The organism is Streptomyces sp. NPDC102406, assembly GCF_044765725.1.
Taxonomy (GTDB): domain Bacteria; phylum Actinomycetota; class Actinomycetes; order Streptomycetales; family Streptomycetaceae; genus Streptomyces.
Genome location: NZ_JBIWKP010000001.1, coordinates 300,090 through 311,524 on the forward strand (window position 1 = coordinate 300,090; position 11,435 = coordinate 311,524).

General features: G+C 71.5%; 11 protein-coding genes. 8 read left to right on the top strand and 3 right to left on the bottom strand.

What is annotated here, in order from left to right; genetic code table 11:
- Nucleotides 1–3: 3 nt before the first annotated feature.
- The 5 genes from ACIRF8_RS01455 to ACIRF8_RS01475 all read left to right on the top strand — a co-directional run bounded on the left by ACIRF8_RS01455 (nucleotide 4) and on the right by ACIRF8_RS01475 (nucleotide 6,572).
- Nucleotides 4–735, top strand: coding sequence for a prepilin peptidase (locus tag ACIRF8_RS01455; protein ID WP_404209720.1), 732 nt, complete (start codon nucleotides 4–6; stop codon nucleotides 733–735).
- Nucleotides 736–793: 58 nt separating this feature from the next.
- Nucleotides 794–1,993, top strand: coding sequence for a cyclic dehypoxanthinyl futalosine synthase (mqnC, locus tag ACIRF8_RS01460; protein ID WP_404209722.1), 1,200 nt, complete (start codon nucleotides 794–796; stop codon nucleotides 1,991–1,993).
- Between the two features lie 7 nt (nucleotides 1,994–2,000).
- Entirely contained in the window at nucleotides 2,001–2,594 is a 594-nt protein-coding gene (locus ACIRF8_RS01465) for a hypothetical protein (RefSeq protein WP_404209724.1), read from the top strand.
- A 515-nt stretch (nucleotides 2,595–3,109) separates the two neighbouring features.
- The gene (locus ACIRF8_RS01470) at nucleotides 3,110–3,799 is read left to right on the top strand and encodes a demethylmenaquinone methyltransferase (RefSeq protein ID WP_404209726.1); all 690 of its coding nucleotides are present in this window, start codon (nucleotides 3,110–3,112) and stop codon (nucleotides 3,797–3,799) included.
- A gap of 127 nt (nucleotides 3,800–3,926) precedes the next feature.
- Nucleotides 3,927–6,572, top strand: a complete 2,646-nt coding sequence (locus ACIRF8_RS01475; RefSeq protein ID WP_404209728.1) for a zinc ribbon domain-containing protein — start codon at nucleotides 3,927–3,929, stop codon at nucleotides 6,570–6,572.
- Here ACIRF8_RS01475 and ACIRF8_RS01480 read toward each other — a convergent pair.
- The gene (locus tag ACIRF8_RS01480; RefSeq protein WP_404209730.1) at nucleotides 6,556–6,906 is read right to left on the bottom strand and encodes a PASTA domain-containing protein; all 351 of its coding nucleotides are present in this window, start codon (nucleotides 6,904–6,906) and stop codon (nucleotides 6,556–6,558) included. The two genes, ACIRF8_RS01475 and ACIRF8_RS01480, sit on opposite strands and share 17 nt — an antisense overlap.
- Before the next feature lie 271 nt (nucleotides 6,907–7,177).
- Complete coding sequence (locus tag ACIRF8_RS01485; protein ID WP_404209732.1) at nucleotides 7,178–7,681, bottom strand: GNAT family N-acetyltransferase; 504 nt, start codon at nucleotides 7,679–7,681, stop codon at nucleotides 7,178–7,180.
- 96 nt (nucleotides 7,682–7,777) lie between these two features.
- Between ACIRF8_RS01485 and ACIRF8_RS01490 the strand changes: the two genes are divergently transcribed.
- The gene (locus ACIRF8_RS01490) at nucleotides 7,778–9,088 is read left to right on the top strand and encodes a geranylgeranyl reductase family protein (RefSeq protein ID WP_404209734.1); all 1,311 of its coding nucleotides are present in this window, start codon (nucleotides 7,778–7,780) and stop codon (nucleotides 9,086–9,088) included.
- A gap of 57 nt (nucleotides 9,089–9,145) precedes the next feature.
- The gene (locus ACIRF8_RS01495) at nucleotides 9,146–9,472 is read left to right on the top strand and encodes a putative quinol monooxygenase (RefSeq protein WP_404209735.1); all 327 of its coding nucleotides are present in this window, start codon (nucleotides 9,146–9,148) and stop codon (nucleotides 9,470–9,472) included.
- Nucleotides 9,473–9,562: 90 nt separating this feature from the next.
- Here ACIRF8_RS01495 and ACIRF8_RS01500 read toward each other — a convergent pair whose 3' ends face one another.
- The gene (locus ACIRF8_RS01500) at nucleotides 9,563–10,393 is read right to left on the bottom strand and encodes a C40 family peptidase (protein WP_404209737.1); all 831 of its coding nucleotides are present in this window, start codon (nucleotides 10,391–10,393) and stop codon (nucleotides 9,563–9,565) included.
- Between the two features lie 679 nt (nucleotides 10,394–11,072).
- Between ACIRF8_RS01500 and ACIRF8_RS01505 the strand changes: the two genes are divergently transcribed.
- Entirely contained in the window at nucleotides 11,073–11,432 is a 360-nt protein-coding gene (locus ACIRF8_RS01505) for an NADH-quinone oxidoreductase subunit A (protein WP_007383963.1), read from the top strand.
- Nucleotides 11,433–11,435 lie beyond the last annotated feature (3 nt).

The following is an 11,435-nucleotide window of genomic DNA, read 5'->3' on the forward strand; positions in this document are numbered from 1 at the left end:
CCGGTGCTGAGCCCCGATCCGGCCCCGCAGACGGCGCAGACCGTGCTCGTCGTCCTGGCCGCCCTGTGGGGCGCCGCCACGGGACTGCTGCTGCCGCGCCCCGCCCACCGCCTCTCCGTGGAACCGGAGGAGCCGTGGCGCGCGGAGGACCCCGCCGGGCGGCCGATCCGCGGCTGGCTCGGCACCGCGCGCTACGGCCCGAGCGCCCCGGCGCTCACCCTCTGCACCGCCCTCGTCTGCGCCCTGCTGGCCGCGGCCACCGGCACCCGGCCCGAACTCGGCGCCTGGCTGCTGCTCGCGCCCCTCTGCGTCCTGCTGGCCACGGTCGACTTCGCCGTGCACCGGCTGCCGGACGTGCTCACGCTCCCGCTCGCCGGGCTCGCCCTTGCCGCGCTGGGCGCCGCCGCGCTGCTCCCCGAGCCGGGCGGGTCGTGGCGCGGCGCGCTGCTCGGGGCGCTCGGTATGGCGGCCTTCTATCTGGTGCTGCACCTGATCAGCCCGCGCGGCATGGGGTTCGGCGACGTGAAGCTGGCGGTCGGTCTCGGGGCGGCGCTCGGCTGGTACGGGCTCGGGGTGCTGGCCATCGGCGTGTTCGCGGGGGTGCTGGGCAACGGCCTGTACGCCGCGGTGCTCGTCGTCACCCGCCGCGCCGGGCGCCGGACGGAGATCCCCTTCGGCCCGTTCATGATCATGGGGGGCTTCGTGGGGGTTCTGCTGGGGGCCCTGGCCGCCTGACGTACGCTGAAACGGTCCGACCCGCTTTTGTCCAGAACCTCCGAAAGGGGCACGCCCGGTGACCGAGAAGGCCGCTCAGCAGTCCGTCCTCGACCGTGCCGCCGCCGGTGGGCGCATCACCCCCGAGGAGGCCGTCGAGCTGTACCGCGACGCCCCGCTGCACGCGCTCGGCGCCGCCGCCGACGCGATCCGCCGCCGCAAGTACGCGGGGATCGAGCACATCGCGACGTACATCATCGAGCGGAACATCAACTACACGAACGTGTGCGTCACGGCGTGCAAGTTCTGTGCCTTCTACGCGGCCCCCAAGGACACCAAGAAGGGCTGGTCGCGCGACCTCGACGACATCCTGCGCCGCTGCGCGGAGACGATCGAGCTGGGCGGCACCCAGATCATGTTCCAGGGCGGCCACCACCCGGACTACGGCGTCGAGTACTACGAGGAGCACTTCTCCGCGATCAAGAAGGCGTACCCGCAGCTCGTCATCCACTCCCTGGGCGCGTCCGAGGTCGAGCACATGGCGCGGATCTCCAAGGTGAGCGTCGAGGAGGCGATCCAGCGCATCCACGCCGCGGGGCTCGACTCCTTCGCCGGTGCCGGTGCCGAGCTGCTGCCGGAGCGCCCGCGCAAGGCCATCGCCCCGCTGAAGGAGTCCGGCGAGCGCTGGCTGGAGATCATGGAGACCGCCCACAACCTGGGCGTCGAGTCCACCTCCACCATGCTCATGGGGACCGGCGAGACCAACGCCGAGCGCATCGAGCACCTGCGCATGATCCGCGACGTACAGGACCGGACGGGCGGCTTCCGCGCCTTCATCCCGTACACGTACCAGCCGGAGAACAACCACCTCAAGGGCCGTACGCAGGCCACCCTCTTCGAGTACCTGCGGATGATCGCGATCGCCCGGATCTTCCTCGACAACGTCCAGCACATCCAGGGCTCCTGGCTGACCACGGGCAAGGAGGTCGGCCAGCTCTCCCTGCACTACGGCGCCGACGACCTCGGCTCGATCATGCTGGAGGAGAACGTCGTCTCCTCGGCCGGTGCCAAGCACCGCTCGAACCGTATGGAGATCATCGACCTGATCCGCAAGGCCGGTCGCGTCCCCGCCCAGCGCGCCACCACCTACGAGCACCTCGTCGTGCACGACGACCCGGCGAACGACCCGGTCGACGAGCGCGTCATGTCCCACATCTCCTCCACCGCGATCGACGGCGGCACGGCCCACCCCGAGCTGAAGCTCGTCGCCACCAACTAGGGCCCCGGTGCTGACACTTCACGCCGTCGCCGACGGCTCGGCCGTCCTCGTCGACGGGGAGCACGTCAAGGCGCTCGGCCCCTGCGAGGAACTGGCCGACGCCCACCCGGACGCACGGGTGCGGCGCTGGCCCGGCATCCTCACGCCCGGGCTGCTCAACCCGTACGGCCCGGAGATCCTGGAGCACACGTACCACCCCGATCCGCGCGAGGCCGACACGTACGGCACCACGCCGATCGGCGGCGCGCGTGCCCGCGAGATCTTCCGGGCGGACCCGTCACGGCTCGGCGCCAGTGCCCGGCGGGGTGTGCAGCGGCTGTTCGCGCACGGCACGGTGGCCCTGGCCGGGGAGTTGAGGGCCAAACCGGTGCTCGACGTGGCACAGCGCTCCGGACTCGTCTTCGCCGCGCGCCCCGACCGGCTTCCCGGACCGGTCTCCCTCTCCCCGAAGCCGCTGGTACTGCTGCCGGGTCTCACCGAGGGCGCCCCCGCCCGCTTCGCGGTGTTCGACGTGGCGGACCGCGCGGAGCTGGTGCGGCGGGGGGCGGCCACGTGTGTGGCGACCGTGATCGCGGGACGACTGGTGTACCGGGGCCGGTGACCCCCGCTCGACGGGCGGTCCGCGCCGTCGACGAGTGGTGAGGACCACGCAGTTCCCGGCGCCCGTCACCCCGACCGGGGTCGAGTACACGAGGTGGTCGCTGACCTGGACGGCGGACTCACCCGGGATCAGGCCCGGGGAGAGCATCGGCGGGCGCATCGGTTGGGCGTATCGGTGGGCGTATCGGCGGGGACGAGGACGGGCACGCCCCCGGCAGAGTGATCGGTGTCGGTGTCGGTGTCGGTGTCGGTGCCGGTGACGGCGGGGCCGACCGGCCCGGCCGCGGCCCGCCCGCGGCCCGTCCGTCGCCCGGATGCCGCCCTCCAGGACCTGCGTGGCCCCCAGCCCCCCAGCCGCCCACCACCAGGACCGCCCACGCCCCGGCGGCCCACCGCAGCGACCGTCTCCCGCGCGCCCCCGCCAACTCGCCCGCCTCCAAGATCGGTTGAACAGGTCCGCATCCTGGACGGGTCCCGGTCCGCCGGTGCGGGATCCCGTACTGCCACAATGGGCAGGTGACCCGCGCATCCCTGGACAAGCAGCCGCACGAAGTCGCTTCGATGTTCGACGACGTGGCGGAGAAGTACGACCTCACCAACGACGTGCTCTCCCTCGGGCAGGCGCGGCTGTGGCGCAAGGAGGTCGCCAAGGCGGTCGACGCGCGCCCCGCGCAGAAGATCCTCGACCTGGCCGCCGGGACCGCCACGTCCTCGCAGCCGTTCGCGCGGGCCGGTGCGTACGTCGTCCCCTGCGACTTCTCGCTCGGCATGCTGCGGGTCGGCAAGCGGCGCCACCCGTGGATGCCGTTCACCGCGGGCGACGGCACGCGGCTGCCGTTCAAGGACGACACGTTCGACGCCGTCACCATCTCCTTCGGGCTGCGCAACATCCAGGACACCGACCAGGCGCTGCGCGAGCTGTACCGCGTCACCAAGCCGGGCGGTCGCGTCGTCATCTGCGAGTTCAGCCATCCGACGTGGGCCCCGTTCCGCACGGTCTACACCGAGTACCTGATGCGGGCCCTGCCGCCGGTCGCGCGCGCCGTCTCCTCCAACCCGGACGCCTACGTCTACCTCGCCGAGTCGATCCGCGCCTGGCCGACCCAGCCCGAGCTGGCGGCCCGCCTCCAGGGCGCCGGCTGGCAGAAGGTCGCCTGGCGCGACCTCACCGGCGGAATCGTCGCGTTGCACCGCGGTATCAAGTAAGTCCCGTTTCGCCCATTGCAGTTGACGGGAACCGGGCCACGGGAAAGATGTGTCTCCGTTGATTACGTGGTGACGGCCGGTGACGGTACGTCACCCGATCGTCCCCGGAACATCACGGAGCAACCCCATGCCGTCGTCCTGCCCGCACTGTGGAGCCGAGGCTCCTGAAGAAGCCCGCTTCTGCATGAGATGCGGCCAGGAACGGTCCCCGGCGGCGCCACCGCCGCCACCTCCCCTGCCGCCTCCCCCCGGCGCCCCGCCCGCTCCGAACCACGCCCCGAACCACGCCCCGAACCACGCCCCGAACCACGCCCCGAACCACGCCCCGGGCCCCGCTCAGCCCTCGGCCGTCGGACAGTTCCTCGGGCGCGCGCTGCGCGGCGACTGGGCCGGGGCGGCACAGGCCGCGTCGTGGCCGGTCGGGCTGGTGCTGATCGCCGCGTTCGCCCTCGCCGTCCCCTCGTACGGGCAGGACTCCGACGACGTGGCCGTCGGCTTCGCCGACCGCATGCGCATCGCCCTGGCCGTACTGCTCCAGGGCCTCGGCGGCAGCCTCGAAGTCTCCGGCGCGGACTCCGGCGGATCGCTGTACGGCGGCTACGACTCCGGTTCCTCCGGCACCGCGTCGCTGTCCGTCATCCCGCTTCTGGTCACCATCCTGTGGATCGTGGCGCTCGTCATCGGCGTACGGATGCTGCGCACGCGTCTGTACGCGCGGATCGTGCCCGGCGCCCCGGGCGGCGCGACCGGCGCGACAGCGGGTCTCGAAGCGGCCGTGCGGGTCGCGCTGGTGGTGACGGCGGCGACGCTGGCGCTCGCGCTGCTCGGACAGCCGGACATCCACGGCGTGTCCCTGTCCACGGCGCCGTTCCTCACCGCGCTGTGGACACTGCTCCTCGCGCTCGCGGTCGCCGGGGGAGTGCTCCACGCCGACGACCTGAAGTACCGGGTCGCGGCGGCCCGGCCGGGCGTGCGGCTGACGGCACGGGCGTTCGGCACGGCGGTGCGCGCCATGGGGTGGGTGCTGCTGATCGCCGCGGTCCTCGGCTGGATCGGGCTCGCGATCTTCGGTGAGGACAGCGGTTCCGGCCCGTCCGACGTCTCCGACTCCTCCGACTTCGACGGCTCGACCGCGGCGGCGCTCGGCGCCACCCTGATGCTGCTGCCCAATCTCGCCCTCACGGTGCTCGGCGTCTGCTGGGGCGCCCCGCTGGAGGCCAGTGGCCGAGGTTCGTCGTCGTTCGGCGGCGGTGGCTACGAGAAGGAGTCGCTCGGGCTGTCCCGGATCGGTGACGAACTCGGCTCGGGAGCCCTGGTCTACGCCCTCGCCCTCGGGCTGGTCTGCGCCCTGGCCATGGGCGTGCTCACCGCGCGGCGCTCACTGGACCGGCGCGAACACCTCCTCTCGGCCGGGCTGTTCTTCGCCCTTTTCCTGCTGCTCGCCGGGGTCGGGGGCCTGGGCGCGGAGTTCGCCGGGGACCTCGACTTCTTCGGCAGCGGCCAGGGCCGGGTCGAGGTGGGCCTGAGCGTCCCGGACGCGCTGCTGTTCGGGCTGCTGTGGACCGGTGGCGCCGCGCTCCTCGCGCCGTACCTGCTGCGGATGGCAGGACTCGGCACGGGGCTCATGCCGCCCCCGCCCCTGCTCCCGGCCCCGGCGTTCGACCGGCCGACGACGTCCCTCGGGAGCGCGGCCTTCGACAAGGCGTCCGCGGGTCAGGCGCCCGTGCCCGAGCAGGGACCGGCATCCGGCCCGGACGCGGAGGCCGACCAGCCCCCGACCGGGACGCAGGCACCCGCGCCCGGCCCCGTGCCGCTTCCCGCTCCGCCGCCCGCCCTGGACCAGGCGCTGACCATGGGCCCCGGCCTGCTGCGCACCCCCACCTCTTCTCCCACCTCTCCCCCCACCCCGCCCCCCGCGTCCCCTCCGCCGCCCGCCATGTCCCACCAGGGCCCGTACGCGCCCGGCCACGTCCCGGCACCATACGATCCCGGCGCCTTCCAGCTCGCCCCGCCGGCCGGGGCCGAACCCTTCCCGAAGCGGCGCGTCGGGGTGTGGGTCGGGACCATCGTCGGCGCGTTCGTCATCGGCGGCGGCGCGGCGGCCGGTGTGCTGCTGCTCCAGGACGACGGCGACGGCAAGAAGGACACCGCGGACAACAAGCCGGGTCCGGTCGCCACCCGCTCCCAGCAGCAGAGCCCGCCCCCGCCGGTGACCCCGGACGAGAGCCCGACGCCGACCCCCGCCCCGCCCACCCCGACCCCGACCGCGCCCCCGACGACGGGCAACGCCGCCGCGCCCAGCGACATGCCCGACGTGCCCGCCGGTTACCACCAGGTCTTCGACGAGAAGGGCTTCTCCTTCGTCATCCCCGACGTATGGGACCGCGTCGGCGTCACGAACGGCAGCCAGATCACCTACGCGGGCAGCACCGGCATGGAGAAGTACGTCGTCGGCGTCATCCCGAACGCGGACTACACCTCGCACGGCAACCTGCTCGCCATGGAGAAGCACCTCAAGGAGGACAAGAAGAAGACGGGTTACCGGCGCATCCTCCTGGACACGAACACCTTCCAGGGCGAGCCCGGAGCCATCTGGGAGTACACGTACGAGAACGAGGCCGGGCAGACGATCCACGGCATCGACCAGTCCTACATCACCGCGGACGGCACCGAGTACACCATCTTCCTCACCGGCAAGGAGGACGTCTGGAACGAGCTGGCCGGTACCTACCAGGTCGGGCTCGACTCATGGCGGCTCACTGACACGGAGTGAACGGGGCGGCGGGCTCGTCGAGTTCGCGCCGCATGCCACCACCCCGCGGGCCCGGCTCGCGGGGCACCCGCACCCCCGCGCCCCCGCCGCCGTCCCCCTCGCCGAGGTCGAACCAGACGGTGACCGCCGCGTCCCGGGGGATCTCGGCGCCGGGACGCGGGTACTGGCGCACCACGTAGTCGACGCTCGTCAGCGGGAAGTCGGGCCGGTCGGGGGTGACGAGCCGCACGCCGTGGCCCTCGGCCGTGCTGCGCGCGTCGACCGCCATCAGACCGACCAGTCTCGGAACCCGGACGTCCGCCGGTTCCGGTGGGTTCTCGGGTGGAATGTGCACGGAGGTCACCCCCAGGAGGTACCGGCAGGGTAGCCCTCGCGGGGCGCCGCGCGGAACGGCGCGTACCGGCGCCTGTCGACGCGACCGCCCCGCGTCCTCCGGGGCCGCCCGCTACAACGCGAGGCGCCGCGCGTACCGGTGCGTACCCGCGCCTGTCGACGCGACCGCCCCGCGTCCTCCGAGGCCGCCCGCTACAACGCGGGGCGCCGCGCGTACCGGTGCGTACCGGCGCCTGTCGACGCGATCGCCCCGCCTCCTCCGGGACCGCCCGCTACAACGCGAGGCGGAAGCAGTGCCCCTGGCGCCCCGTCGGGGTCACGAACGTCTCCGACCGCTCCATGCCGAGGCGTCTGGTCACCGCGATCGAGCGTTCGTTGCGCGCGTCGACCATCGCGACGACGCTGGTGACGCCCGCCGCCCGGACCCGCTCCAGGGTCGCGAACGCGGCGGCCGTGGCGTACCCCTGACCCCAGTACGCGCGCCCGAGCCGCCAGCCGATCTCGATCTCACCGGTCGGGCCCCACGCGCGGTCCCACGGCTGCGCACCCGTGAAACCGATGACCTCGCGGGAGCCGTCGGTCATCGTCCACAGGCAGATGCCGCGTTCGGCGTCGTGCCGGCGCTGGCGGGCCGTCAGCTCCTCGTAGACGGACAGTTCGGCCGGGGCGCCGCCGTGGAACTCCATGACGTCGGGGTGGTCGAAGACCCGGTGCCAGGCGAAGGCGTCCTCGTGGGTGGGGACGCGCAGATCCACGGCGGGCAGGACTCGACTCATGGGCTGGCCCTTCGGCTGGGAGATCGGTACCGCTGAATAGACTGCCCATGTCCGTGCCGGACGGCACACCGTTTTCGAGCCTGGGGAGAACCCGCCGTGACCGAGCAGCCCAAGCGACTCGCCGACAACGCTGAGCACAGCGCAGATGTGATTGTCGTCGGGGCCGGTCCTGCCGGTTCGACGACCGCCTACTACCTGGCGAAGGCGGGCCTGGACGTCCTGCTCCTGGAGAAGACGGCGTTCCCCCGCGAGAAGGTGTGCGGCGACGGTCTGACGCCGCGCGCCACCAAGCAGCTCGTCTCCATGGGCATCGACATCTCCGAGGAGGCGGGCTGGCTGCGCAACAAGGGCCTGCGCATCATCGGCGGCGGTGTCCGTCTCCAGCTCGACTGGCCGGACCTGGCCAGCTACCCGGACTACGGCCTGGTCCGCAAGCGCGACGACTTCGACGAGCAGCTCGCCCGGCAGGCGCAGAAGGCGGGCGCCCGGCTGTACGAGCGGTGCAACGTCGGGGCGCCGATCATCGACGACCGCACCGGCCGCATCACGGGCGTCCACGCCAAACTCGGTGACTCCGGCGAGAAGCGCGACGTCACCTTCCACGCCCCGCTCGTCGTCGCGGCCGACGGCAACTCCACCCGCCTCTCCCTCGCGATGGGCCTGCACCGCCGCGAGGACCGCCCGATGGGCGTCGCCGTGCGTACGTACTTCACGTCGCCCCGCCACGACGACGACTACCTGGAGTCCTGGCTGGAGCTGTGGGACCGGCGCGGCCCCGGCGAGGACCGTCTCCTGCCCGGCTACGGCTGGATCTTCGGCATGGGCGACGGTACGTCCAACGTGGGCCTCGGCATCCTCAACTCCTCCAAGGCGTTCAAGGAGCTGGACTGGCGCGAGGTGCTCAAGGCGTGGTGCGCCTCGATGCCGGCGGACTGGGGCTACACCCCGGAGAACATGACCATGCCGATCCGCGGCGCGGCCCTGCCGATGGCCTTCAACCGCCAGCCGCACTACACCAAGGGCCTGCTCCTGGTCGGTGACGCGGGCGGCCTGGTCAACCCGTTCAACGGCGAGGGCATCGCGTACGCCATGGAGTCGGGCCAGATCGCCGCCGACGTCATCGTGCAGGCCCACGCCCGCGCCACGGACGCCCAGCGCGAACTCGCCCTCCAGCGCTACCCGAAGGTCCTCAAGGACACCTACGGCGGCTACTACACGCTGGGCCGCGCCTTCGTGAAGGTCATCGGCAACCCGAAGGTCATGAAGATCGCGACACAGCGCGGGCTGACCCACCCGATCCTGATGAAGTTCACGCTGAAGATGCTCGCGAACCTGACGGACCCGACGGGCGGCGACGCCATGGACCGCATCATCAACGGCTTGAGCAAGGTGGCGCCGAAGGCGTAAAGCGGCCGGGCCGCGGTCCGATTTGGTCGGGATGCGTGGTGGGGGCAGGGTGGAGCCATGATTTTCATCGCCGTGAAGTTCACCGCCCGCCCCGAACACGCCGACTCCTGGCTGGAAAAGACCGCCGCGTTCACCGCCGCGACCCGCGCCGAGGAGGGCAACCTCTTCTTCGACTGGTCCCGCAGCGTCGACGACCCGAACCAGTACGTCCTCCTGGAGGGTTTCCGGGACGGTGACGCGGGCGCGGCGCACGTCGCCTCCGACCACTTCAAGGACGGCCTCGCCGCGATGGCGCCGCTCATCGCCACCACCCCCGAGATCATCAACGCCGACATCCCGAACGAGGGCTGGGGCCCGATGGGCGAGCTGACCCCGCAGGACTGAGCGCCCGCCAGGACGCCGCCTGCGCGACGCACGAAGGCCGCCGCGCCCCGAACGGGGGTGCGGCGGCCTTCGCCGTGCTCAGGGGAGTCTTCAGAGGGCGCGGACCGCGCCGCTCGCCGGGTAGCCCGACAGGTCCTGGATGACGACGCCCTTGGAGGGGTTGGCGGCGTCCAGGTACTGGCCGCCACCGATGTAGACGCCGACGTGGTACGCCGAGCCCGCGCCGCCCCAGTAGAGGATGTCGCCGACCTGGACGTTGGACAGCGAGACCGGGGTGCCGAAGGTCGACTGCTCCTGGGAGGTGCGCGGCAGGTCCACACCGGCCTGCTTGAACGCGGCCTGGACGAGGCCGGAGCAGTCCCACGAGTTGGGGCCGGTGCCACCCATCACGTACGCGTCGCCGACCTGCGCCCGCAGGAAGCTGATGACGGCGCCGACCGAGCCGCTGGCCGGGGCGGCCACGGTGGCCGTGGAGGCGGCCGGGGCGGAGGCGGTGGACAGCGTCGTGCGCTCGCTGGAGCGGGAGGCGGCCTGCTGGGCGGCGGCCTCGCGCTCGGCCTTCTCCTTGGCGGCGGCCTCGGCCTTCTTCTTGGCCTCCGCCTTCTTCTCGGCGGCGGCCTGGTCCTTCTTCGCCTGCTTGGCGGCGTTGGCGAACGCCTCGTCGCGCTCGGCCTGGAGCTGGTAGTTGGCCGCGGCCTGCTGGGTGGCGTCCGCGGACTGGGCGACCTGGGAGGACAGGTCGGTGGTGAGCGTGGGCAGCTCGATGGTCTGCGTCACGGGCTCGGCAGCGTTCGCCGCACCGGACGCACCAGCCACGGCGAGGGTGCTGAGTACGCCACCGGTGACTCCGGCGCGCAGGGCCATCTTCGAGGCGCTGCGACGGGGCTTCCGGTGGCTGGGTATGTGAGCGGTGTGGGACATGAGTACAACCGCTATCAGGGCTTCACGGTTCCCATCAAGAAACGTGTGGTGCGCCACAGTTGTGAAGTTGCGGCGCGAATCGGGCGCGCCATGGCCCTTATTGACGCCGTAACGGGCAATACGGACAACCTTGATCACGGCTGTGATCACGCTGTTTCTGCAATACGCCCGAATTGCCCGACGCCTACCACTCGTTGACACCGTTGGCCAAGCCCGGTTTCCGGGACGTTACGTGGCACGTGATGCAGGTCACACAGAACCCCTAGGGGACGACCCTCCGTCCACTTCCGTCCGCGCCTTTCCCTCTGATGCGTGAACGGCGTCCACTATCAGCCACTCGCGTCCAGCGCCAATTTGCCCGCGCGGCGCACCTCTTGATAGTGCGACGCGCCTCTCACCAGCCATGACGCGACAAGTTGTCACCTCTGGTGATCACTCAGGTGCTTCGCGTGTGAAGATCACCGCTCATCCGACTTCATGATCCTTCGTCAGGTGGTGGAGATCACAAAGTAGTTGGCGTACCCCGTGTCGCAGATCACAGAGGAGCAGGCATAAGATGCGGGGCAAGTTGGGCTTGTGACCTGCTTCACATGTAAGCGATCTTCGACCGCTTGCGGGGAGTGGGGGCGCGGGCCCGTGACCGCCAGCAGTCAGTGCCGACTGAGAGGAGCGAGGAGCGGTGAACGCGTATGCGCCCATCCTCGTACTGGGAGCCCTCGGGGCAGGCTTTGCGATCTTCTCCGTGGTCATGGCCACGCTTATCGGTCCAAAGCGGTACAACAGGGCCAAGCTTGAGGCTTATGAGTGCGGGATCGAACCGACCCCCACACCGGCCGGTGGCGGGCGCTTCCCCATCAAGTACTACCTGACGGCGATGCTCTTCATCGTCTTCGACATCGAGATCGTCTTCCTCTACCCCTGGGCCGTCACCTTCGACGCCCTGGGGGTTTTCGGGCTCGTGGAGATGCTGCTCTTCGTGCTCACCGTCTTCGTCGCGTACGCGTACGTGTGGCGGCGCGGCGGCCTGGAATGGGACTGAGCC

Excerpts from the sequence above, each read along its gene's own strand:
- ACIRF8_RS01475 (WP_404209728.1), top strand. The coding sequence starts at position 3,927 with ATGCCGTCGTCCTGCCCGCACTGTGGAGCCGAGGCTCCTGAAGAAGCC.
- ACIRF8_RS01485 (WP_404209732.1), bottom strand. The coding sequence starts at position 7,681 with ATGAGTCGAGTCCTGCCCGCCGTGGATCTGCGCGTCCCCACCCACGAG.
- ACIRF8_RS01495 (WP_404209735.1), top strand. The coding sequence starts at position 9,146 with ATGATTTTCATCGCCGTGAAGTTCACCGCCCGCCCCGAACACGCCGAC.
- ACIRF8_RS01500 (WP_404209737.1), bottom strand. The coding sequence starts at position 10,393 with ATGTCCCACACCGCTCACATACCCAGCCACCGGAAGCCCCGTCGCAGC.